The sequence below is a fragment of the Streptomyces sp. NPDC000404 genome, from assembly GCF_040300365.1.
Taxonomy (GTDB): domain Bacteria; phylum Actinomycetota; class Actinomycetes; order Streptomycetales; family Streptomycetaceae; genus Streptomyces; species Streptomyces ramulosus.
Genome location: NZ_JBEPDN010000009.1, coordinates 72401 through 95804, shown reverse-complemented (window position 1 = coordinate 95804; position 23404 = coordinate 72401). Strand labels below are relative to the sequence as shown.

General features: G+C 74.4%; 19 protein-coding genes and 1 riboswitch. Of the genes, 8 read left to right on the top strand and 11 right to left on the bottom strand.

The features are described 5' to 3' along the window. Positions 1-133: 133 nt before the first annotated feature. Positions 134-318: riboswitch (cyclic di-AMP (ydaO/yuaA leader) on the top strand. A gap of 8 nt (positions 319-326) precedes the next feature. Further along, a complete protein-coding gene (locus tag ABT345_RS18830; protein ID WP_345079602.1) occupies positions 327-1490 on the top strand; it encodes a C40 family peptidase in 1164 nt (387 codons plus the stop codon). 129 nt (positions 1491-1619) lie between these two features. Here ABT345_RS18830 and ABT345_RS18825 read toward each other — a convergent pair whose 3' ends face one another. Next, a complete protein-coding gene (locus ABT345_RS18825; RefSeq protein ID WP_345079599.1) occupies positions 1620-1973 on the bottom strand; it encodes a hypothetical protein in 354 nt (117 codons plus the stop codon). A gap of 113 nt (positions 1974-2086) precedes the next feature. Between ABT345_RS18825 and ABT345_RS18820 the strand changes: the two genes are divergently transcribed. After that, positions 2087-2815, top strand: a complete 729-nt coding sequence (locus ABT345_RS18820; RefSeq protein ID WP_345079596.1) for a GNAT family N-acetyltransferase — start codon at positions 2087-2089, stop codon at positions 2813-2815. 37 nt (positions 2816-2852) lie between these two features. Here the strand turns inward: ABT345_RS18820 and ABT345_RS18815 are convergent, their stop codons facing one another. From ABT345_RS18815 to ABT345_RS18800, 4 genes are all read right to left on the bottom strand, one after another. Further along, complete coding sequence (locus ABT345_RS18815) at positions 2853-3977, bottom strand: alpha/beta hydrolase (RefSeq protein ID WP_345079593.1); 1125 nt, start codon at positions 3975-3977, stop codon at positions 2853-2855. Between the two features lie 306 nt (positions 3978-4283). Then, the gene (locus ABT345_RS18810) at positions 4284-5078 is read right to left on the bottom strand and encodes a LuxR C-terminal-related transcriptional regulator (protein WP_386459659.1); all 795 of its coding nucleotides are present in this window, start codon (positions 5076-5078) and stop codon (positions 4284-4286) included. A 221-nt stretch (positions 5079-5299) separates the two neighbouring features. Beyond that, on the bottom strand, positions 5300-6580 hold the full coding sequence (locus ABT345_RS18805) for a PspC domain-containing protein (protein WP_345079587.1): 1281 nt from the start codon (positions 6578-6580) through the stop codon (positions 5300-5302). Between the two features lie 142 nt (positions 6581-6722). Continuing rightward, entirely contained in the window at positions 6723-8693 is a 1971-nt protein-coding gene (locus ABT345_RS18800) for a serine/threonine-protein kinase (protein WP_386459528.1), read from the bottom strand. A gap of 230 nt (positions 8694-8923) precedes the next feature. Between ABT345_RS18800 and ABT345_RS18795 the strand changes: the two genes are divergently transcribed. Together ABT345_RS18795 and ABT345_RS18790 are read left to right on the top strand one after the other, a co-directional pair. Next, the gene (locus ABT345_RS18795) at positions 8924-10564 is read left to right on the top strand and encodes a PspC domain-containing protein (protein WP_345079584.1); all 1641 of its coding nucleotides are present in this window, start codon (positions 8924-8926) and stop codon (positions 10562-10564) included. Further along, the gene (locus tag ABT345_RS18790) at positions 10561-10770 is read left to right on the top strand and encodes a hypothetical protein (protein ID WP_345079582.1); all 210 of its coding nucleotides are present in this window, start codon (positions 10561-10563) and stop codon (positions 10768-10770) included. Before ABT345_RS18795 ends, ABT345_RS18790 begins: the two co-directional genes overlap by 4 nt. 194 nt (positions 10771-10964) lie before the next feature. Here the strand turns inward: ABT345_RS18790 and ABT345_RS18785 are convergent, their stop codons facing one another. Further along, on the bottom strand, positions 10965-12260 hold the full coding sequence (locus ABT345_RS18785; RefSeq protein ID WP_345079915.1) for a hypothetical protein: 1296 nt from the start codon (positions 12258-12260) through the stop codon (positions 10965-10967). A gap of 321 nt (positions 12261-12581) precedes the next feature. Here ABT345_RS18785 and ABT345_RS18780 point away from each other — a divergent pair, with 321 nt between their 5' ends. Continuing rightward, the gene (locus tag ABT345_RS18780; RefSeq protein WP_345079579.1) at positions 12582-12926 is read left to right on the top strand and encodes a hypothetical protein; all 345 of its coding nucleotides are present in this window, start codon (positions 12582-12584) and stop codon (positions 12924-12926) included. 208 nt (positions 12927-13134) lie between these two features. Next, positions 13135-13569 (top strand): GNAT family N-acetyltransferase, encoded by a 435-nt coding sequence (locus tag ABT345_RS18775; protein ID WP_345079576.1) that lies wholly within the window; start codon positions 13135-13137, stop codon positions 13567-13569. Positions 13570-13641: 72 nt separating this feature from the next. On the opposite strand, the gene ABT345_RS18770 is transcribed toward ABT345_RS18775, so the two are convergent. Further along, positions 13642-14610 carry a 2-hydroxy-3-oxopropionate reductase gene (locus ABT345_RS18770; protein ID WP_345079912.1) on the bottom strand — a complete coding sequence of 323 codons (969 nt, stop codon included), beginning with the start codon at positions 14608-14610 and terminating at the stop codon, positions 13642-13644. A gap of 198 nt (positions 14611-14808) precedes the next feature. Beyond that, positions 14809-16386, bottom strand: a complete 1578-nt coding sequence (gene guaA, locus ABT345_RS18765; RefSeq protein ID WP_345079573.1) for a glutamine-hydrolyzing GMP synthase — start codon at positions 16384-16386, stop codon at positions 14809-14811. 256 nt (positions 16387-16642) lie between these two features. On the opposite strand from guaA, the gene ABT345_RS18760 reads away from it, so the two are divergent. Continuing rightward, a complete protein-coding gene (locus ABT345_RS18760) occupies positions 16643-16957 on the top strand; it encodes a chorismate mutase (protein ID WP_345079570.1) in 315 nt (104 codons plus the stop codon). Positions 16958-17504: 547 nt separating this feature from the next. On the opposite strand, the gene ABT345_RS18755 is transcribed toward ABT345_RS18760, so the two are convergent. The 3 genes from ABT345_RS18755 to ABT345_RS18745 form a co-directional block, all read right to left on the bottom strand. Beyond that, positions 17505-19364, bottom strand: a complete 1860-nt coding sequence (locus ABT345_RS18755; protein WP_386459523.1) for a GMC family oxidoreductase N-terminal domain-containing protein — start codon at positions 19362-19364, stop codon at positions 17505-17507. Positions 19365-19418: 54 nt separating this feature from the next. Further along, positions 19419-21113: a succinic semialdehyde dehydrogenase gene (locus tag ABT345_RS18750; RefSeq protein ID WP_345079567.1), complete on the bottom strand. Its 1695-nt coding sequence runs from the start codon at positions 21111-21113 to the stop codon at positions 19419-19421. Positions 21114-21256: 143 nt separating this feature from the next. After that, positions 21257-21979, bottom strand: a complete 723-nt coding sequence (locus tag ABT345_RS18745) for a hypothetical protein (RefSeq protein ID WP_345079564.1) — start codon at positions 21977-21979, stop codon at positions 21257-21259. 194 nt (positions 21980-22173) lie between these two features. Here ABT345_RS18745 and ABT345_RS18740 point away from each other — a divergent pair, with 194 nt between their 5' ends. Further along, complete coding sequence (locus ABT345_RS18740; RefSeq protein ID WP_345079561.1) at positions 22174-23202, top strand: hypothetical protein; 1029 nt, start codon at positions 22174-22176, stop codon at positions 23200-23202. The last annotated feature ends 202 nt before the right edge of the window (positions 23203-23404 follow it).

Genomic DNA, 23404 nt, shown 5'->3' with positions numbered 1-23404 from the left:
AGGAACGTCACCTCATGCACACAGGTCACGAAAAGGTTTCGGGCAAATCGAACATCTGCCTTCACAGGAGCCACACGAGTTGGCTAGGTTCACGCTCGGGCTGCCCGCATCCCGTGGACGACAGCGTCCGCACGGGCCGCCTCCGCCGAGTCCGGCCCTGCCCCACGGCACCCGGAGCCGGGGACCCACCAGCACCACCGGGGTGAATCGGTCGGTACCGCCGCACATGTGCGGACGTACGGACCGTAGGGCAAGCCTTCCGTCTGCGACACCGCCCGAACCCGACAGCTAACCCGGTAGGCGGTCCACGGAAGGAGTCGCCGGCCTTGCCGTCGCACCGCAAGCCGCGTACCCGCGTTCTCACCTCGCCCGGCAGCCGCCGGACGGCCGCCGGTCTGACGACCGCGGCGCTCGCCACGGTCACCCTGCTCTCGCAGTCGGCCGAGGCGTCCCCCCGCTCCCCGAAGCCGACCGTCGAAGAGGTCAAGAAGAAGGTCGACACCCTCTACCGCCAGGCCGAGGTCGCGACCCAGAAGTACAACGCCGTCAAGGAGCGCGTCGACGCGCGGCGGGCGGAGGTCAGCGACCTCCAGGACGCCGCGGCCCGCCGCACCGGCAAGCTCAACGAGGCCCGCCGCGAGCTGGGCACCTTCGCCGCCGCGCAGTACCGCGGCGGCGGCATGAACCCGACCGCCCAGCTGATGTTCTCCAAGGACCCGCAGCAGTTCGCCGACCGCAGCCACCTGATGGAGCGGCTGACCGGGCGGCAGCAGCAGGCCGTCGACGCCTACCAGGAGCAGCAGGCCGCCGCAGCCCACCAGCGGGCCGAGGCGACCCGCAGCCTGGACCGCCTCCAGGAGTCGCAGTCCGAGCTGGCCGGCTCCAAGCGGACGGTCCAGGGCAAGCTGGCCGAGGCCCGGCAGCTGCTCTCCGAACTGACCGCCCAGGAGAAGGCGCGCCTGGCGGAGCTGGAGCGCCAGAAGGAGGAGGCGGCCCGGCGCAAGGCCGAGGAGGAGGCGCGCAAGCAGCGCGAGCAGCAGCCCGGTGGCGGCTCGGACGCCGGCTCCCCCGGTACGGGCACGACCGACCCCGGTACGCCCGACCCCGGCCAGGGCGGCGGAACGGCCGACGGCTCGTACCGTACGAAGGCCGAGAAGGCGCTCGCGTTCGCCCGCGCCCAGATGGGCAAGCCGTACGTCTGGGGCGCCACCGGGCCGAACTCCTACGACTGCTCCGGGCTGACGCAGGCCGCGTGGAAGGCGGCCGGGGTGAGCCTGCCGCGGACGACCTGGGACCAGGTCAAGGTCGGCCAGCGGGTCGCCACCAAGGATCTCGCCCCCGGTGACCTGGTGTTCTTCTACGACGACATCAGCCACGTCGGGATGTACATCGGCGACGGCAAGATGATCCACGCCCCGAAGCCGGGCGCCAGCGTGCGCATCGAGTCGATCTACTACATGCCGATCTACGGCAGCGTCCGCCCGGCGTGACGCCCTCCGGGAGCCGCCGCGGTCTCCTGGGAAACGCTCCGGCCCGGCCCCTTCGACGAGGGGCCGGGCCGGCGGCGTACGCGGGGTGTGCCGGGGGCGCGGGGAGATGGCCGCGCGCCCCGCTCGGACTCAGGTCCAGAGCACCGCGATGAAGATGTTGACCACGGTGAGCAGGCCGACCGTGCCGAACAGCGGCTTGGCGATGCTCTCCTCGTCCCGCTTGACGTAGACCAGCCCCAGGATGACGACCAGTACGGCGAGCTTGATGCCGATCTTGATGTTGTCGACCGAGCTGCCCTGGGCCTGGTTCAGGCCGACCAGCGCGATGCCGGTGACCAGCATCGTCAGCGCACCGTGCAGCATCGCCGGCACGAACCGGGCGGTGCCCGCGCTCATCGCCTTCATCTGCGTGAGAAAGCCTCCCAGCAGGGAGGCGATACCGATGATGTGCAGGCCGACGAAGACATTGATTACTACGTCCATACGACGGATCGTAACGGTCTCCCCCATACCGCCTTCGGGGGGCCTGGCGGTAGCTGTTTCTGGCCTGTTCGTGTCCTGTCCGCGCCGTGGCGGCCGGTCCTAGGCTGCGGCGCATGGAGCTGGGGAACGGCGGGTGCGCCACTGCACGGGGTCCGGTCGGTACCGCCGACCGGGCCGGTCTCGTACGGGTCGTCGGGGTCTGGGCGTATGGGTGGGCGCGGGCGCGCACGACGCCGGTGCCGCAGATCGTCCCCGGCGGCTTCCGCATCGAGGTCGGCCGCCCGCGGGAGGCCGCACGGTACGTCCTCCCGGATGCCGACCCCGCGGTGGTGCGCGAGCTGGCCCGCACGGTGACGGCGCCGGACATCTGGCTCAAGATCTGCGCGCCCCGCGACCGGGTCGCGCCGCTGCTCCGCGCGGGCTGGCGGTACGACGAACCGCAGTACCTCATGACCGCCCCGCTGCCGCCATCTCCCCTGGTCACCGCGGTGCCGCCCGGCTACCGCCTCGTCACCGAGGAGTGCGACGGGATCACGGACGTCCGGGTGTGGGCCACCAACGGACCGACGGCCGCCGACCGGCCCGCCGCGAGCGGCCGGACCGCGCTCACCGGCGGCACGGGCGGTGCCCCGGTGTCCGCCGTCTACGACATGATCGGCACCGAACCGGAACACCTCCGCCGGGGCCTGGGCCGCCTGGTGATGGCGGTGCTCACCACCACCGCCGTCCGGCGGGGCGCCCTCGAAGGCGTACTCGTCGCCAGCCCGCCCGGCCGGAAGCTGTACGAGGCCCTGGGGTGGCAGCTGCGCTCCCCGGTCACGGCGGTGGTGCGCGAGGGGTGAGGCGGCGCGGGTGTGAGCTGTCCGCCGGCCCGGCTCGTCAGCCCCTGACCTGCCGGCTCAGCCACCGGAAGACCTCGGGGACCTGCTCGCGCCAGACCGCGCTCGTGTGGCCGCCAGCGTCCTTGCCGATCCGCTGCACGGTCACCGTCGTGGGGCGCCGGGCCTCTCGCTGCAGTCCGAGGCCCGCTTCGTAGCCGTCGCCGGAGGCGCCGGAGAGGAAGAGCGCGGTGTGCGGCGGGCGGCCGGCCAGGTTGGCCTCGCGCAGTTCGTGCAGCGGGTTGCTCTCGATCCGCAGCTTGGGGTCCTTGCCGGCGAGCGAGGTGCGCTCACCCGCCGGGTCGTTGTACCCGGACATGCCGACCGCCGCGTGGTAGCGGTCGGGGTGGGCCAGCGCGAGCCGCGTGGCGCAGTGCGCCCCGGCGGAGTAACCGGCCAGCGCCCAGGAGTCGGCGCGGTCCCCGGCCCGGAAGGTGTTGATGATCATCTGGCGTACGTCGACGGTCAGCCAGCTGTCGGCGTTGACCTTCCCGGGGATGTTGACGCAGCCCGTGTCGGCGCCCCGGTAGATGTTGGTGCGCGGCGCGACCAGGATGAACGGCTCGACCTCCCCGCTCTCCATCAGCGGCTGGAGCTGCCGGCCGGCCGCCAGCGTGCCGAGCCAGGACTTGGCCGAGCCGGGATAGCCGGGCAGCAGCTCGACCACCGGGAACTTCTTGGTGCGGTACGCCGGGTCGTGGTACTGCGGCGGCAGCCAGACGTAGACCTCGCCGCTGACGCCGGAGATGCGGCCTTCGAGGTCCGTCATCTGCACACCGGGGCCGACCGCCGGATCGTCGGCGGGCCGGAACGACTGGGCCCGGCGCGGCTCGGCGGAGATCTGGCGGCCGCCCAGCCCGTCGGGCCCGAGGTCGTGGGCCGCCTCGATGTGGCTGCCGGTACCGAGGAGGTCGTCCCAGGTGTCGTAGAGGTTGTTGGCGTTGTTGACCAGCACGAAGACCACGGTGATGGCGGTGACCTGCGCGAACAGCAGCATCACCAGCCGTACGGCGCCGCGCACCAGGCGCGGCCCGGCTATCCGGCTCCACAGCGCCAGCGGCAGGACGAACGCGACGACCAGCAGCAGAAGCGAGGTGAGGAAGAAGGGCGTGCCCGTCAGGCTCATCGGGGTCTCGCTTCCAGGACGTGTACGGCGTGTACGTGATCGGCGGGGTGGTGGCCGCGCCGACGGCAGCGAGCCTTTCCTCGCCGTTAGACGGTGTTCCACGACGTCCTGGTTGCCCCTCTTCGCGGGCTTCTTTCCTCCTTTTGCCGGACGGATCTTCGGCGGGGTGCGCGGGCCCCGCCCCTGGTGAGGCGGGATCTCCCCCGGATTTCCCCGGGCGGCGGGCCGGAGTTCCCTGCGGTGGCGGGCCCGGGGGCACCTGCGGCGGCGCGCCGGGCCCGGCCTTCCCCCGCGCCCGGCCCGGTGTCAGACCAGGCGGCGGGCGGCGGCCCAGCGGGTCAGCTCGTGGCGGTTGGAGAGCTGGAGCTTGCGCAGCACCGCGGAGACATGGGACTCCACGGTCTTGACGGAGATGAAGAGCTGCTTGGCGATCTCCTTGTACGCATAGCCGCGGGCGATCAGCCGCAGGACCTCGCGCTCCCGCTGGGTGAGGCGGTCCAGGTCCTCGTCCACCGGCGGGGCGTCCGTCGAGGCGAACGCGTCGAGGACGAACCCGGCCAGCCGGGGCGAGAACACCGCGTCGCCGTCGGCCACCCGGAAGATCGCGTCGACCAGGTCCTTCCCGGTGATCGTCTTGGTGACGTAACCGCGCGCGCCGCCCCGGATGACGCCGATGACGTCCTCGGCCGCGTCGGAGACCGACAGCGCCAGGAAGCGGACCGGCCGCTCCGGGTCGGCCATCTGCGTCATGCTGCGGCGCAGCACCTCCACGCCGCCGCCCCCGGGCAGATGGACGTCCAGGAGGACGACCTCGGGGCGGGTGGCGGTGATGACCATGATCGCCTGATCGACGTCGGCCGCCTCGCCGACCACCTCGACACCGGTCCGCTCCGTCACCCCGATCTCCGCCTGGACACCGGTGCGGAACATCCGGTGGTCGTCGACGAGCACCACCCGTACGGTGCGCTCCTCCACCGACCCGTCGGCCGGGGAACCGTCCACCGGCCCCAGGGTCGCGGGCCCGTCGGCTGCCGCGGTGGTGCCGGGGGCCGGGGTGCCGGTGCCGACCGGTGTGCTCAGGGGGGCGTCGTCGCCGCTCATGCCCTGCTGTGCGCCGTCGCTGTTCATTTCTTCCGTCCGTCCCTCGTGGTCTGCGTCGTCATCATCGCGCGGTGCGGCGGGCGGTGTCGCCGCCGCGGTGTATGCGGCGCCCGGCGGGCGCGGTACGGGTCATGGGGGTGCTCGTCGGGGCACTCGCGGGGAGGGTCGTGGGGGCTGCGGGTGTGGGTGGAACGGAGCGGGAGGAGGGACGAGGGCCGCGGTCATTCGGCCCGCTCCATCTCCAGCTCGACCTCGGTGCCGCCGCCGGGCACGGACCGCAGCCGGGCCGTCCCGCCGTTGCGTTCCATCCGGCCGATGATGGACTCGCGGACGCCCATCCGGTCGTCGGGAACGGCGTCCACATCGAAGCCCGGCCCGCGGTCGCGCACGGAGACGAAGACCGTGCGGCCCTCCACCTCGGCGAACACCTGCACCGGCCCGCCGTCGCCGCCGTACTTCGCGGCGTTGACCATCGCCTCGCGGGCGGCCTTCATCTGCGCGCCCAGCGCCTCGTCCAGCGGGCAGTCGCCGACGACCACGACCTCGATCGGTACGCCGTGGTGGTCCTCGACCTCGGCCGCCGCCGTGCGCACCGCATCGGCGAGGGTCGCGGGCTCCTCGTCCTCCTCCTTCGTGCGGCCCTCGGGCCGGTACAGCCAGGCCCGCAGCTCCCGCTCCTGCGCACGGGCGAGCCGGGCGACCTCGCGGGAGTCGTCGGCGCTGCGCTGGATGAGGGTGAGGGTGTGCAGTACGGAGTCGTGGACGTGGGCGGCGACCTCGGCCCGCTCCTGGGCGCGGATGCGCATCAGCCGCTCCTCGGACAGATCCTGTATCAGGCGGACGAGATAGGGGCCGGCGAGCAGGGCGATGCCGACGACGACGGCGAGCGCGGCCTGGAGCACCGAGCCGAGGTGGCCCACCGAGCCCTGGAGCAGCACGATGCCGGTCACCCCGACGCAGACGAGCACCACGCCGGCCGCACCGCGCAGCGCCGGGAGGACGCCCTTGCGGCGGCCCAGCTCCAGCCACTGCGCGCGGCGCGCGTTGTCCGCCTGCCGCCAGACGAGGGCGACACCCGCGGCTATCAGCAACACCGGCCACAGATATCCGCTGCCTATGCCCAGCTGGAACCGGGAGGCGACGAAGGCGGACCCGGCCAGCAGCGCGATCAACGCGATGACCTGGCCCGTGTCGGGTCTGCGGAACCCGGCGCGGCGGGCGCCGTCGGCCGTGGCCCGGCGGTCCTCCACCCCGCCGACGCCGAGCGGGACGAAGAACCAGAACGCGGCGTAGAGCAGCGCGCCCATGCCCTCGGCCAGGAACAGTGCGACGAAGACGACCCGGACCCAGGAGACGGGGAGTCCCAGATGCCCCGCGAGTCCGCGCGCGACGCCGCCGAGCAGCCGTCCGTCGGCGCTGCGGTAGAGCTTGCGCACGGGCGGCTCGTCGGATTCCCGCGCGGACGCGTGGTGCGATCCGGCGCGGGGCGGGGCTGTCGTCATGCACTGATCGTCACACGCGGCGGGCCCGGGGACATCAGGGTGGACCCTGACTCGGTCCCTGAGATTTACGGGTTCCGTCGCCGGCGTCCCGCGGCGGTGCGGGAGCCGTACGCCGGGCTCCCGGAGCGGGCGCGCCCGGCGCTCAGCTCGCGTCCTCGCTCTTGCGGAAGCCGTCCTTCACCTTGGAGAAGAGGTCGCGGTAGGTGGCCCAGTCGGCGCTCGGCGCGGAGACGTAGATCGCGTACTCCTTCTCACCCTCGCGGCCGAATCCGAGGTCGATGCCGCGGTACTCCCGCACCTTGCCCTGGAAGGTGAATTCCCAGATGGCGGCCGGGTCGTTCTGGTACATCGTGTCCTGCAGCCGCTTGCGCGAGTAGCTCGGGTACTCCTTCTGCAGGTCCCCCTCGACCTGCTTGAAGTGCGCCACCTGGTCGCCGGACGAGAAGTCCAGCACGCTGATCGTCAGCTGCGCGAGCGCGGCCTGGGAGATGTAGACGATCTGCCGGCCGCCGTCCTTCACCTGCCGCGTCCAGCCGTCCGGCACCGGATACGAGACCCCGAGCTGCCGCTCCTCCACCCGGTGCATGCCGTCCGGGGTGGGCGGGGGCGGTCCGACGGGGCGCTCGGAGACGGGTGACTGCGCGGGTGTGCTGTTCTTCCCCGGCTGTCCCGTGCCGCCGCCCGTCCCGTGGAGCGCGTACCAGGCGCCGCCCGCGCCGCCGCCGGCCGCCAGCACCCCGAGGGCGCACCAGAGGACGACCCGTCCGCGCCGCTTGCGGGGTGGCGGGGCCACCGCGATCCGGCCCGTGTCGTCGGTCGCCGCGACGGCCGCCCCGGTGGCGGCCGGGAGGAGCGCGCCGCCCAGGGAGCCGGTGTCCGCCTCGGCGACCCGCCGGACCTCCGCGTCCGCACCCGCAAGGCCACGCGTCTGCGCCACCGCTCCCGTGACCGGGCCGGTGGCGGACGTGTCCGCGGAATCGGTGGCCGTGGTGCCGGTGTCGGTGGGCGCGGCGGCGCTGCCCAGGGAGGCGGCTATCCGGGGGTCGGCGACCGCGCCGGCAGCGGTGGCTCTCCCGGCGCGCCCGGTGGTGGTGCCCGTCCCGCCTCTCCCTTGGGCGGACCGCCCGTCGCCCGCGGTGTCCGACGGCACGACCGGCCGGGTCGGCGCCTCGGAGCCACCGGCCGTGTCGGAGCCGCCCGACGTGTCGGAGCCGCTGCGCCCGACGGTGCCCAGGGCCAGCGTCGGCCAGCCGATCAGCGCCGTGTCCACGTCCGCCTCGGCGGTGCGCAGCGCCTGCTCGACGACCTCGGCCGACGGCCGGTCGCCGGGCTCCTTCACCAGCAGCGCCTCGATCAGCGGCGCCAACGGCCCGGCGTGCGCCGGGGGCTCCAACGGGTCGACGGCGATGGCGTACGCGCTCTCGACCGCCGTGGCCTTACGGAACGGGGGCCGCCCTTCGACCGCCTGATAGAGCGTCGCCCCCAGGGCCCACAGGTCGGACGCGGGCCCCGGGGTGCCGCCCTTGACCCGCTCGGGCGCCAGGTAGTCGATGGATCCGACCAGTTCACCGGTCTTGGTGAGGGTGGACGTACCGGTGGCGACGGCGATTCCGAAGTCCGTCAGGACGACGCGGCCCTCGTCGCCGAGGAGGACGTTGCCCGGCTTGACGTCCCGGTGCAGCACCCCGGCGGCGTGCGCGGCGCGCAGCGCGGCGATCATGCCGCGGCCGATCCGGGCCGCCTCCCGGGGATCCACGAAACGGTTCTCCCGCGCCGCCCGCTTGATGAGGTCACCGAGCGTCCCGGCGGGGACGTACTCCATGACGATGCACGGCAGCCCGTCGTCGAGGACCACGTCGTGGACGCTGACCACGTTGGGGTGGTTGATGCGCGCCGCGGCCTGCGCCTCCCGGGTGGTCCGCTCGTGGCGGAGGGCCAGCTCCTCCGCGTCCAACTGGGGCGAGACGTGCAGACGCTTGACGGCCACTTGGCGTGCGAGGACCTCGTCCCGGGCCCGCCAGACGGTGCCCATACCGCCGCGGCCTATCCGCTCGATCAGGCGATACCGCCCGGCGACCAGTCGCCCCTCGTCCACCGACGCCGCCTCCGTCACCGCACGCCCCTTCGGAAACCCGTACGTATCCAGGGCGCAACGATAGTCTCCGACCCGGCCGATCCGGCCCCCACCCGCCGCCCCTGCGCACGGTCCGTCCACCGCGTCGGCGTATCTCGGGGGGATATGCGAACCCGCGGGTGATATCGGGGTTGCTCGGGGTCGATCTCAGGGTTCGGCCAGGGTTTCCACGGATGCCGGGAATCCCTCGCGCTTGTCACCATGGCTTCATGAACGAAGCAGCCCCCGCCGAGGAATCGGCACCGCCCGACGGCACCGCCCCGCCGCGCCCGCCGCTGCGCCGCAGCCGACGGCACAAGGTCGTCGCGGGCGTGTGCGGTGGCCTGGGCCGGCAGTGGGATCTCGATCCGGTGATCTTCCGGATCGTCCTCGCCGTGCTCTCCGTCACCGGCGGCCTGGGGCTGATCTTCTACGGCTTCGCCTGGCTGATCATCCCGCTCCACGGCGAGGAGGAGAACGAGGGCCGCCGGCTGCTCTCCGGCCGGGTCGAGGGATCGGCGCTGACGGCGCTGCTGTTCGCGCTGGTCGGCTGCGGGCTGTTCCTGACGACGCTGGGCAAGGGCAGCGTCATGTCCTTCGCCGTGCTGCTGACGCTGGCCGTGGCCGGCGCCGCGTACTGGTCGCGCCGCCACCGCGGCGGCCCGGAGGGGCCCGGCCCCCGGGACGCGGCGACCGCGCAGGCCGTCGCCGACGCACCGCCGGAGACCATGGCACCGCCCGGTCCGCACACACCGTCGTGGTGGCGGGGGCCGCTCGGCAAGGAGACGGCCGGGCTGATCTATCTGTGGGGCCCGGAGCGCGTCGAGATCACCTACGAGGGCGGTCACGGCGTACCCGGAGGTCCCGTGCGGCAGCCCGGATTCCGCCCCGGCGCAGCGGCGGCCCGTCCGGACGGTGCGCCGGCCGCGCCACGGCGCCGGCCGCGGGCCGGGCGGCGGATCGGAGGCCTGGTCTTCCTGCTGGCCGTGCTCGGCGGCGTCGGTACGGCGTCCGGCGTCGAACGGCACGCCCCGTTCTCGCACGCGTTGCAGGCGGGGCTGGCGTGTGCGCTGGTGGTGTTCGGGCTGGGGCTGGCGGTCAGCGCCTGGCTGGGGCGGACGGGCGGCGGCACCGTCTTCATGGTGGTGCTGACCACCGCACTCCTCGCGGTGGCGACGGTGTTGCCGGACAACCTCAGCGCCGACTGGCAGAACCGTCATTGGACCCCCACCGATGTCGCCGCCGTCCAGCGACATTACGAAATCGGCTCCGGAGAAGGCAGGTTGGACCTCGGCGGGCTGCCCGTCAAGGACGGTCGCACGATCCGCACCGGCGCCGAGGTGGGCGCGGGCCGCCTGGAGGTGACGCTTCCGCCGGGCGTGGAGACGACGGTGCATCTGTCGCTGGGGCTCGGCGATGTGCGGCTGCCGGGCGAGCCCGCCGACGACGTACGGATCTCCGCCGGCGACCGGCCGCGTACGGTCACGCTGCCCGCCAAGGGGCTGAAGAAGGGGGAGAAGCCGCGCGGCTTCCTCGACCTGACGCTCCGGGTGGGCGCCGGCCAGATCGATGTCCGCCACGCTCCCCCGCCACCGCCCGCGGAGCCCTCGCCCCCGTCGCCGTCGCCGTCCGGGGCGGCTTCCCCGCCGTCGGCCGGTTCACGGTCCCAGGCCCTCCCGGCTGCCGCGCTCGCGCCACTCACATCGGTCGGCCTGATTGACCCGCTCGGCACAGTCAGCCCGACCGGCACGGTCAGCCCGCCGGCGGCGGAAGGCGAGCGCATACCCACCGCTCCGGCCCCGTCCGCCGCCGATCCCCGCGCCATCGCTCCCGTGCTCGGCGCCCGGCCGTCCCAAGGAGGCACCTCATGACGCGTCACCCCTTCGAACCGGCACGGTTGATCTGCGGGCTGGCCGCGGTGGCCGTCGGCCTCGGATACGGCCTCGACGGCCTGGGCGTCTGGCATGCGCCCGGGCCCTGGCTCTTCCTGGCGATACCGGCCGGCCTGCTGGCCTCCGGCATCACCGCCGTGGTCTGGGCCGTCGCCCGCCGGGGGCGCCCGGGCACGGAGCGGTAGCGACGAGCCGACGGCACGGCCACGGCGCGACGGGGCAGGGCGGGGCGAGTACAAGGAGAGCCGGCGGACCGGGGTGCGCCGGCAGGCAGGGGCACCCCGCCGGCCCGGGGATCCCCGACGCCCTCGCCGCCGCCTTCACGCAGCGGACAACGGCAACGGCGCGGCAACGGCAACGGCGGCCCCGGGCCGAGCGCCTACTCCCCCATCTCCACGACCCGCGCCGCGGACTCCGCGCCGGAGGCGGTGATCACCCGGATCTCCGTGGGGCCCGGTTCGATGTCGGCCGGTACGGGGACGGTCAGGGCGGCGTCCGCCGGGCTGCTGAAGCCGCCGGGGCCGGGCACCAGCGGCACCGGTACGTGCACCGTTCCGATGCGGACGACGATGCGGGAGAGCAGGTCCGGGGTGCGGGCGCCCGGCGGGACGAAGCCCGTGCCGCGGATCTCGATGTCGTCGCCCGGCCGGATCGGCGCGGGCAGATCGCCCGGCTCCCGGGCGCGGACCACCGACAGGATGACGGGCCGGCCGCCCTCGTCGCACTTGGCGGCCAGGTAGCCGGCGGCCGACACCACGACGAGCGCGGCCGCCACCCAGCCCGCCGACGGCCGGACGAGCCCGGGCGGCCCGATCACCACGGTCAGGGCGAGCGCCGCCACCACCGCGTTCACCAGCAGATACTGCGTGGCGGCGAGGTCGGCGCGGCCGCCGTCGTCGGCGAACAGGTCGACGGCTCGGGGGCGTTCGGCCGCCGGTTTCTGGAGCCGCCCGGCCCGCACCCGCGCGGCCACCACGGCGCGCGCCGCCACCGCCGTGCCGCACACCGTCAGCAGGACGAGCAGCATCGGCGGGGAGAGCGCGGCCCGCCCGGACAGCGCGCCGTCCGCGGCCACCGGTGACGGCACGGCCCCGCCGGGCAGTACGTTCCCGGCCACGGCCGTCAGCACCGCGAAGACCGCCACGCCGAACCAACCGGCCGCAACCGTACGGGAGGTGGAAAGCCGCTGGTCCTCGCCGGTGAGCGGCGCCAGCACACCGCCGTGCCCGCGGTGGCGCCACGCCGTCACGGTGCCGCCGAGCGCCAGGGCGACGGCGGCGGTCAGCGTGGCCGTACGGTGTGCGGTCCAGCCGCTGCCGACCGCGGTCAGCGCCTGCCCGAGGAGCAGCACGGCGGCCGCGCCCCACAGCGTCCGCAAGGTGCCGCGGTGCACGGAGTCGAGCCAGGCCGCGCGGGTGGCGGCGGCGTGTTCCGTCAAGTTGCGGGCGGAGAGGGTGAGTTCGTCGGAGATCCACTGGCGGGCGGCTCCGGCGGAGCGGGTCAGGCCGGCCGGTATGCCGCGCCCGGCGGCGTACTCCTCGCGCAGCGCCACGAACGCCGCGACCGCCTTCCGGTGCGCGGCGCGCGCCCCGTGTCCGCACCGTCCGCAGCGGCACCCCTCCCCTCCGGGGCCATCACCCACCCCCGAAGTCACACCCGCACCGGGCGCCCCCATCGCCCCGTCTGCCGCTTCCACCGCTACGTCACCGCCGCTCGCCATGACCCCGTGCCGCCCTTGGGCCGCGTCCGGCGTCAACTTCCTTCCCCTGCAAGGGATTACGTTCGAAGGAAGTGTGCCGCAGGTGCCGGGTGGTGCGGGAAAACGTCCAGATGGCGGCGGGTGAACACGCCGCGCCCGGGTTGACGCCCCGCCCTGCGCCCGAGACCGCCGGGCATCCGCCGGCGCACCGGCCCTTCATTACGGCGTTCCGGCTCTTCATTAGTCGGCTCGGGCGGCCGATACTGCCGCCCTGTCCCCGCACGGTGGAGGTGGCCGGTGCCGAAGGATCCCCTGATGTATCTCGCGCGGCGGGACGCGTACGCCGCGTTCCTCACCGCGAGCGACGCCGAGGGCGCGGTGATCTGGCGCCGGGTGGAGGGCCGTTACGACTCCCTCGATGCCGCCCTCGCGGCGACGCGGGAGAGCTACGCGGCGACCCAAGCCGCGTTCAATGTGCTCGATGTGGAGGGCGTGGGCCCGGTCGACCAGGCCCGGGAGCTGATGGACCGCCTCCGGGAGCTGCACCGCCTCAACGTGGTGCCCGACGACGCATGGGAGACGTACACGGCGGCGCGCGCCGCGTTCGTGACGGCGGCCCGGGGATTCCTCGCGCGCAACTGACCACGGCGACACCCCTCGTGACTTCGCCGGGCGGCGAAGCCGGGCCGGAACTCCGACGGCCCGGAGCCGGTCCCGGTCGGCCGTTCCCGGGGGGTACCCGCGCGGGCGCTCCCGTGCGGAGGCATGCACCGGCCGCCCCGGAGGCGCGCGCCGACCGTCCCGGCGTAAACCGCTTGACGCCCCGCGCCGCCCCGCGTTTCCTGCTGCGATGTCCCGTCTCCGTATCGTCCCGCCCGCCGACGACGCCGCCCTCCGGGACTGGCGCCATGTCCACAACACCGTCATCCCGACCCACGCACTGTCCCTGGACGATGCCCGGGAGCGGGCGGCGCGCCACCGGCTGGAGGTCGCCCACCTGGACGGCGCGCTGGTCGGCTGCTCGACGGTCCGGCCGCCGGTGGACGGCACGGCGACGGTGATCGCGCGAGTCCTCGCTCCGTACCGGGGCCGGGGTCACGGCACGGAGCTGTACGCCCGCGGGCTGGAGCGGGCGCGGCAGCTGGGCGCCGAGACCGTCGAGACGGTGGTCCTGGCGTCCAACGAGGACGGGTTGCGGTTCGCCCTCCGGAACGGCTTCGTCGAGACCGAGCGCTATCTGCTGCCGGGCGACACCATCCCCTGGATCGACCTGCGGCTGGCCTGAGGGGCAGGGCCGGACCGGGCCCCGCCCGACGCCCCCGGCCCACCCGACACAGCGCGGCCCCCACCTCCCCCGCTACCGCCCGCCCCCACCCCCGCTGAGCAGCTCAACCCCCCGCAGCAGGCCCGAGTGGTCGAGGCCGCCGTCCCCGCGGGCGACTGCCGAGGCGATCAGCTGGGCGGCGACCGTGCCCACCGGCAGCGGGACGCCCGCCGTCCGGGCCGCGTCCGTGACGATGCCCATGTCCTTGTGGTGGAGTTCCAGCTTGAAGCCGGGGGTGAAGTCGCGGTCGCGGAAGTTGGCCCGCTTCCGGGTCAGCACCGTGGAGCCGGCCAGGCCGCCGCCCAGCACCTCCAGGGCCGCGTCCAGATCCACGCCGGACTTCTCCAGGAAGACCACCGCCTCGGCGACGGCCTGGATGTTGACGGCGACGATCAGCTGGTTGGCGGCCTTGACCGTCTGTCCGGCGCCGTGCGGGCCGCAGTGGACCACCGTGGTGCCGACGGTGTCGAAAAACGGCCGGGCCGCCTCGAAGTCCTCCGCCGCGCCGCCCACCATGATCGACAGCACGCCCTCGACGGCTCCCGCCTCACCGCCGGAGACCGGCGCGTCCAGGACCCGTACGCCCTTGGCCGCGGCGGCGGCCGCGAGGTCGACCGAGGTCTGCGGGGTGATCGAGGAGTGGTCGATGAACAGGGTGCCGGGCGCCGCGTGCTCCAGGATTCCGTCCGGGCCGTAGGCGACCGCCTCGACCTGCGGGGACGCCGGGACCATGGTGATCACCACATCCGCCCCGCGCACCGCGTCGGCGATCGAGGCCGCCTCCTGCCCGCCGGCCGCCACCAGCGCGGCCGCCCGGCCGGGGCTGCGGTTCCAGCCGCGGACGGTGTGCCCGGCCCGGGCGAGGTTCACCGCCATCGGGCTGCCCATGATGCCGAGTCCGATGAATCCGATCGTGCTCATCGCGCGCCGCTCCTCACTGTTCCACCGGTACGCCACCGCCCCGCGGCCCGCACCATCAACAACCGTCCGGAACTTCCGCATCACGGACACTCGATACCGTGATACGAAATCTCCGCCGCCATGATGCGAGCTGACGCCGCCGACGTCAACGCCCTGCGACCGCCGACGTCAACGCCCTCCGGGAACGCGCCGCCCCCGGAACGCGCCGACGCCGCCGCTCACAAGGAGCGACGGCGTCGGCGTCGGGCGTGCGGGAGGACCGGCGGACCGGTCAGCGGGTCACTCCCACTCGATGGTGCCCGGGGGCTTGCTGGTGACGTCGAGGACGACGCGGTTGACGTCCGCGACCTCGTTGGTGATCCGGGTCGAGATCCTCGCCAGGACGTCGTACGGCATACGCGTCCAGTCCGCGGTCATGGCGTCCTCGGAGGAGACCGGGCGCAGCACGATCGGGTGGCCGTAGGTGCGGTGGTCACCCTGGACGCCGACCGAGCGGACGTCGGCGAGCAGCACGACCGGGCACTGCCAGATCTCGGTGTCGAGACCGGCCGCGGTCAGCTCCTGGCGGGCGATGGCGTCGGCCTCGCGGAGCAGGTCCAGCCGCTCCTTGGTGATCTCGCCGACGATGCGGATGCCCAGGCCCGGGCCGGGGAACGGCTGGCGCTGGACGATCTCGTCCGGCAGGCCCAGCTCGGAGCCGACCAGGCGGACCTCGTCCTTGAACAGCTGCCGCAGCGGCTCGACCAGCTCGAACTCGATGTCGTCGGGGAGACCGCCGACGTTGTGGTGCGACTTGATGTTCGCGGTGCCCTCGCCGCCGCCGGACTCGACGACGTCCGGGTAGAGGGTGCCCTGCACGAGGAAGGCGACCTCGGGGCCCTCCTCCTGGAGGATCTCCAGCTGGGCCTGCTCGAAGACCCGGATGAACTCCCGGCCGATGATCTTCCGCTTCTCCTCGGGGTCGGAGACCCCGGCGAGGGCGCCCAGGAAGCGCTCGGAGGCGTCGACGACCCGCAGCTGGACGCCGGTGGCGGCCACGAAGTCCTTCTCGACCTGTTCGGTCTCGCCCTTGCGCATCAGGCCGTGGTCGACATAGACGCAGGTCAGCTGGGAGCCGATGGCCTTCTGGACCAGGGCGCCGGCGACCGCGGAGTCCACGCCGCCGGAGAGCGCGCAGATGGCGCGCTTGTCGCCGACCTGGGCGCGGATGGCCGCGACCTGCTCCTCGACGATGTTGCCGGGCGTCCAGTTGGGCTCGATGCCCGCGCCGCGGTAGAGGAAGTGCTCCAGCACCTGCTGGCCGTGCGTGGAGTGCATGACCTCGGGGTGGTACTGGACGCCGTAGAGCTTCTTCTCGTCGTTCTCGAAGGCGGCGACCGGGACGACGTCCGTGGACGCGGTGACGGTGAAGCCCTCGGGCGCGGCGGAGCAGGCGTCGCCGTGCGACATCCACACGGACTGCTCGGCCGGGGTGCCCTCGAAGAGGGTGGAGCCGGGCTTGGAGACGGCCAGCGGGGTGCGGCCGTACTCACGGGCGCCGGTGTTGTCGACCGTGCCGCCCAGGGAGGTGGCCATGAGCTGGAAGCCGTAGCACATGCCGAAGACCGGGACACCGGCCTCGAACAGGGCGCGGTCGACGCTGGGGGCGCCGTCGGCGTAGACCGACGAGGGTCCGCCGGAGAGGATGATCGCCTTGGGGTTCTTCGCGAGCATCTCGGCCACCGGCATGGTGGACGGGACGACCTCGCTGTAGACCCGCGCCTCGCGGACGCGGCGGGCGATGAGCTGGGCGTACTGCGCGCCGAAGTCGACTACGAGGACGACGTCCGGGGCGGCGGCAGGGGGCGCTGATGGCACTTCGGCGGCCTTCCGGCGGTGTGGAGCAGGGGTTGGACTTTCGATTCTAACGGGCTCATACTGAGCGCCATGTCCAAGCAGCTGACCTTCGACTTTACCTATGGCACCGGCCCGGCCGGCTGCCATGGACGTGCTGCTTGATCATCTGACCAGCGACTTCCCAGGCGCCCCGGGCCGACAAGGCCCGGGGCGCCTGTGTCGTTCCCGGTCCGCCCGTCGGCTCCGGGGGCCACCGACCCCCAGGAGAGAACCGAACATGAGCAGCGACACCACCACCGCCCCCGCCGCGACCGCGCCCGCCGCCGACACCGGGGCGCGCACCCCGGAGGCGGTCGGGGCGATCACCGACGCGCGCGGCCGGATCGACGATCTGGACGGCCGGATCATCGGCCTCGTCCAGGAGCGGATGGCGGTCTCCGCCGTCATCCAGCGCGAGCGCATCGCGTCCGGCGGGCGCCGGGTGAACCTCTCGCGCGAGATGGAGATCCTCGACCACTACCGCGGGCAGCTCGGCCGGTCCGGGACCGCGCTGGCGATGACCCTGCTGGAGCTGTCCCGCGGCCGTGTCTGAGGGGCCGGACGTCGGATGCGGCCCGGCGCGCGGACGGGCCGCGCGCGCCGGGCGCAGCGGGCGGATCTGAGTTCGGTTGGCCTCTCACCCGTACGGCGCGTGACCAGCCGCGGAACCACTTCGTTGTGCCGTGTGCCGCGTCAGCCAGGCGCGGGAGGCAGGACTACGCGTAGACGCCGCCCCCGGGGCGGAACGCCGGAGGGATGAGACGCCGGCCGCTCGGCGGCCCGCGTCGTGGGACCTCGCTCCGGTGAGGTGACCGGTCAGCAGGGGACAGCAGCCCGGTCACGTCGATGGGTGGCCGGTCCTGGGGACGCCCGGGACCGGCCGCATCCGACACCACGCGTCCCGCCCGGCACTCCCGCCTCCCGGCGGCATTGCTGCTCAGCTTCTCCGTCCCGCTCCACCGATCCCGCGGCGCATCCCCCCCGGCGCCGCTCCCCGGTGCCCGCGCCGCCCTGACGCCGGCACCGGTGGCAAGGGCCCCGTAGCCGTCCGCCCTCCCCTCTTGCGGACGGCGCCGCGGGGCCCTTCGCGCGCCCGCGGGTCAGTCGCCGGCCGGCTCCGGGCCCGCGCCGCCGGTGCGCTTCGGCGGGACGACCGGGACGGCGAGCAGCGGCAGCTTCAGGGCGCCGAACGCCGACGGCGGGACGGCGGGGGCGACCGGCTCGACGGGGGTCAGGCGCCGGTACGCCTCGCCCGGGCCGGGCCGGGGGTCGTCCTCGCCGTTGTTGGGCCAGAACGCCATGGCCCGCTCGGCCTGCGCGGTGATCGTCAGGGACGGGTTGACGCCGAGGTTGGCGGAGACCGCGGCGCCGTCGACGACGGAGATGCCCGGGTGGCCGTAGAGGCGGTGGTACGGGTCGATGACGCCGTGGTCGGCGTCCTCGCCGATGGGGCAGCCGCCGAGGAAGTGCGCGGTCAGCGGGGTGCCCATCAGCTCGCCGACGTTGCTGCCGGGGAAGCCGTTGATCGCCTGCGCGAGGTGCCCGGCCGCCTCGTGCGCCTCGGGGATCTGCTCCGGGTTGGGGGCGCCGTGCCCCTGGCGGGCGGTGAGCAGGCCCTTTCCGGGGCCACGCGGTTTGCGGTACGTCGTCAGGGAGTTGTCCAGGGACTGCATGACGAGGCCGATGATGGTCTTCTCCGACCAGCGGCGGTTGGAGAGCGACTGCACGGTCTGGGCCGGGTGGCGCAGGCTGCGGGCCACCCAGGCCAGGGCGCGCCGGCCGCGGCGGGCGGCGAGCGGCACCTGCACGATGGAGAGCGACCCCATGGCGTTGGAGCCCTTGCCGTAGCGGACCGGTTCGATGTGGGTGTTCTCGTCCGGGTGGATGGACGAGGTGATCGCGACGCCGCGGGTGAAGTCGGGCCGGGTGCCGTACTTCTTGCGGTAGCGGCGGTCGCTGGTCTGCGAGCCGACCAGGGCCTCGGAGTTGGTGCGGGTCAGCTCGCCCAGCCGCGGCGAGATGCCGGGCAGCAGACCGCTGTCCTTCATCCGGTGCAGCAGCGTCTGGGTGCCGTAGGTGCCGGCGGCGAGGACGACGCGGCGGGCGGTGAGGATCCGGCCGCGGCCGCGGCGCCGGTCGTCGGTGGGCAGCGTGCCGAGGGCGTAGCCGCCGCGGGAGTCCTCGGTGACGGTGACGACGGTGGTCATCGGGTGGATGACGGCTCCGGCCCGTTCGGCGAGGTGGAGGTAGTTCTCGTTGAGGGTGTTCTTGGCGCCGTGGCGGCAGCCGGTCATGCACTCGCCGCATTCGGTGCAGGCGGTGCGGGCCGGGCCCTTGCCGCCGAAGTACGGGTCGGGGACCTGCCCGCCGGGCTCGGCGCGGCTCTCGCCGTCGGCGTCCTTGCCGTCGCCGAAGAAGACGCCGACGGGCGCGAGGTGGAAGGAGTCTCCGACGCCCATCCGCTCGGCGGCCTCCTTGAGGTGGACGTCGGACGGGGTGGTCGTCGGGTTGAGCCGGACGCCCAGCATCCGCTTGGCCTGGTCGTAGTAGGGCGCCAGCTCCTCCTGCCAGTCGGTGAGGTGGCCCCACTGCTGGTCGCGGAAGAACTGCGGCGGCGGGACGTAGAGGGTGTTGGCGTAGTTGAGGGAGCCGCCGCCGACGCCGGCGCCGGCCAGCACCATGACGTTGCCGAGCAGGTGGACGCGCTGGATGCCGTAGCAGCCGAGGGCCGGGGCCCACAGGTAGTTGCGCAGGTCCCAGGAGTTCTTGGGGAGCGAGTGGCGGCTGAAGCGGCGGCCGGCCTCCAGGACGCCGACGCGGTAGCCCTTCTCGGACAGCCGCAGGGCCGAGACCGCGCCGCCGAAGCCGGAGCCGACGACGAGCACGTCGTAGTCGTACGGGTCGCCGGCCTCCCGGCGCTGCCCGGGGAGCGGACGGTGGGCGGAGTTCTTCTGCGGCACGGGCTCTCCTGGGTGTGGGCGGGCGGGACCGCGGCGGGCCCCGCCCGACGCGTGTCAGCGCAGCCGGAACGCCTTCATCGCCTGGAGGCTGCGGGTCATCAGGTCGGCGTACTTCTCGTCGGTCAGGCCGAAGGACGGGCCGAGCGGCATGATCCGCTGCTGGGCGATGGTCTGCGCCTCGGTGTACTTCAAGACGCCCTCGGAGCCGTGGCGGCGGCCGAGACCGGAGTCGCCCATGCCGCCCATGGGCGAGCGGGCGCTGCCGTAGCCGGCGGCGTACGCCTCGTTGACGTTGACCGTGCCGGCGCGCAGCCGGGCGGCGACGGCGCGGCCGCGGCGGGAGTCCCGCGTCCAGACGCTGGCGTTGAGGCCGTACGGCGTGCCGTTGGCCTCGGCGATCGCCTCTTCCTCGTCCTCGAAGCGGTAGACCGAGACGACCGGGCCGAAGGTCTCCTCGGCGCAGACGGCCATCGCGTCGCCGACGCCGTCGAGGACGGTCGGCTCGTAGAAGTACGGGCCGATGTCGGGGCGGGCGCGGCCGCCGGCGACGACGCGGGCGCCCTTGGCGACGGCCTCGTCGACGTGGCGGCTGACGGCCGCCAGCTGGCGGGGACCGGCCAGCGAGCCCATGTCGGCGCCGTAGGCGAGCTGGGTGCCCAGCCGCATGGCGCGGGTGCGGGCGGCGAAGCTCTCCAGGAAGGCGTCGGCGACGGAGGCGTGGACGTAGAGCCGCTCGATGGAGATGCAGAGCTGGCCGGCGGAGGAGAAGCAGCCGCGGACGGCGCCGGCGGCGGCCTTCTCGACGTCGGCGTCGGCGAGCACCAGCATGGCGTTCTTGCCGCCGAGTTCGAGGGAGACGCCGACGAGGCGGGCCGCGGCGCCCTGGGCGACCTCGCGGCCGGTGCGGGTGGAGCCGGTGAAGGAGACGTAGTCGGCGTGGCGCACGACCTCCGGGCCGACGACCAGGCCCTCGCCGATGACGACCTGCCAGACGTCCTCGGGCAGCCCCGCCTCGATCATCTGCTGCCGGGCCCACAGGGCGGTCAGCGCGGTCTCCGTGTCCGGCTTCATGACGAGGGCGTTGCCCGCGACGAAGGCGGGCAGGGCGTCGCCGACGGACAGCTCCAGGGGGTAGTTCCAGGGGGCGATCTGGCCGACGACGCCGCGCGGCTGGCGCAACTCGCTGACCTTGGTCAGGACCGGGACGACGCCGGTGTGGCCCTTGGGGCGCAGATACGCGGGGCCCTTGCGGCCGTAGTGGCGGGCGGCGACGGCGACCGCCTGCACCTCTTCGTGGGCGTGCAGCCGGGCCTTGCCGGTCTCCAGCTGGATGAGGTCGAGGACCTCGGCCTGCCGCCGCAGCACCAGGTCGTGGAAGCGGAGCAGGACCGCGGCGCGCTGCTTGAGCGGGACCTGGGCCCAGCGCTCCTGGGCGGCGCGGGCGCGGTCGAAGGCTGCGGCGACGTCCTCGGGGGTGGACTCCGGCAGGTCGGCGAGCTTCTCACCGGTGAACGGCGTGTGGTTGGCGGTGCGGCCGCTGCCGCTGACGCCCCTGAGGAGCTGGGCGACGACCTCCGGGGTGACGACGCCGGCGGCGGTGCGCGCACCGGGCACGGTCGCGGCCACGGGGTTGCCGCCTTCGGGTGCGGCGGGCGCGGGCGCCTCGGGGGCGGGGGCGGGCGCCGCCACGGCGGGCGCTGCCGCCCCGTGGGCGGCGTCGAGCGTTCCGGTGTCCTGCGAGTCCGTCATGCGGGCGAGCGTAATGCGGCCGCGGCCGCTTTGTGTACCCGGCGGTAATACCTTTTCGGCGTCCTCACATCACGCCAGTGGTTGCTGGCTGCAACGCTGCTGTTCAGCGACGACGCACAAGGACGGGGCGGTCCGCGCTCCCGTCAGGCGCCGTCGATGCGCAGCCGGTCGCGGGCGCCCTCGAACACCGCGCGGCCGATGTGCTCGGCGGCCGGGGTCCGGGGCATCTCGACGTACAGGTCGTAGGAGCGGCCGCTCGCCGTGGTGGTCAGGAGCTGGAGCCGCCGGGTCCTGGTGGGGGTCTGCGGCGAGAAGGTGTACGTGGCGTCCAGGAGGAGCGCGGGACGGCCCCGGAAGCGGACCGGCTCGGTGTGCACCTCGGCGTCCGGCCAGTACCCCCGCAGCTGCGCCGCCTCCTGGGCGCCCCAGGCGGTGAGCGTCCGGGGGCGGTGGGCGTAGGTGGTGAGCCGCAGCCGGTTGCTGTCGTCGCCCGGGACGACGTACTCGACGATCCGGCTGCCACGGCGCCGGTACGAGGCGTCGCCGTCGTCGTGCACGACCGTGGCGTACGTGGTGGGGACGGCCGGCCAGGCGCGGAGCCTGCGCTCGTGGTGGACCTCCCAGTCGAGGACGACGGGGGCGGTGGGCGAGGGCGTGGGGACGGCGCGCGGCGGACGGGACACGCCGGGTGCGGCGCGGCGCGCGCCGTCCGTGCCGAACGGGTCCGCGGCGCTGACCAGCACCGCGGTGAGCGCCGCCGCGACACCCACGGCGAGCGCGCCCACGGCGATCCGGCCGCGCCGGGTGAGGCGGACGCCGCCGTGGTGCGCGGCCCGGCCGTCCGGTGCCTCCCCCGTTTCCGTCATGGCCGCATCATGCCAGCCCGCGGCGGGAGTTCGGCGGCCGCGGCGGCTGCTCACGCCGGGCCGCGGGAAGCGGCGACCGCGCCCCGACACGGCAGGGAACCTCCCCCGCCGCTCCTGCCGTCCTTGGCACAGTGAGGCTGCGGTACGGGACGGTCCGGTTATCGCGGCCGGCGGGCGGAGCGGGGGTCTGGGGCATGGCGATGCAGGACGACGGCGCGGTGGACATCCGCCCGGATCCCGATCCGGGCCGGGCCGACCCGGCGCACCGGGCCCGGTACCGCGCCGCGGGGGCGTGCCTGGGGCTGCTGGGGCTGGCATTGGCGGGCTGGACGGTGCGGGGCGTCGTCCAAGGGGGCGGCGGCGTCTGGGACTTCGTCGAGGAGCTGTTCCATCCGGCGCTCCCCGGGGCGGCGCCGCTGCTCGGGCCGTACGAGTGGGCGTTCGCGGTGGCGTTCCTGGGCGTGGCCGGTCCGGCGGTGGCCGGGCGGCGGGCGGCGCGGGCGGCGGCGCTGCTGCTCGGCTGGGTGCTGCTGGCGGCCGCGCTGCGGGAGGCCGTCGGCCTGTGCGACGAGGCCTACCTCGCCCGGTACGTGACCGCCCCTCAGTGGGGCTGGCTGCTGGCCACCCGGTGCCTGGGGCTGGTGACCGCCCTGGTGGTGCTGGGGGCGCTGCTGCCGGTCGGGAACGGGCACCGGGGGGCGCCCGGCGAACCGGACGCGCCGCCGGGCGCGTGGCGGCGCCGCTCCTCGCGGATCTGCGGGGTGCTGTTCCTGGTGATGGGCGTGGTCCAGCTGGGCTGGACGGCGCAGGGACCGCTGCTCGCCTCCGGGCACCCGGGGCGGTTCCTGCGGGCGGTCGTCGACGCGTCCGCGACGGGGACGGTGGGGCTCGCGGCGCCGCCGGAGTTCACCGCGGCGGGCGCGGCGCTGGTCCTGCTGGCCCTGGGGGCGCTGGCCTGGTGCGGCCGGTGCGAGGTGCGCAGCGCGCTGCTGGCGTACGGGGCGGTGCAGCTCTATCTGACGGTGCGGTCGGTGGTGCAGCTGGCCGTGACCGACTACTTCAACCGGTCGCTGGAGACGCCGCAGGGCGTGCTGTGGCTGGCGACGACGGCCTACGGCCTGGCGGCGATGACGTCGGTGGTGGTGCTCTCCTCGGGGCGGCCGGGCGGGCCGTACGGCCCGGCGCGCGGTGAGAGCCTGCGGACGGCGGCCGCGGGGCGCTGAGGCGCGGCGGCGGGCCCGCGCAGAGGCGGCCGCCGCGTGTGGGGGCCGCGGCGGCCGTCGCTGTGAGCTGCACCGCCTCCGGTGCCGGTGGCCCGGTCGGTGGTGCAGCATGAAAGGCACTCTGCCGGTGTACGCCCCGGTGAGGCATCGTCCCGAGGTCCCGGGCACACCCCCGCCGGTCGGCGGGGGTACGGGGCCACCG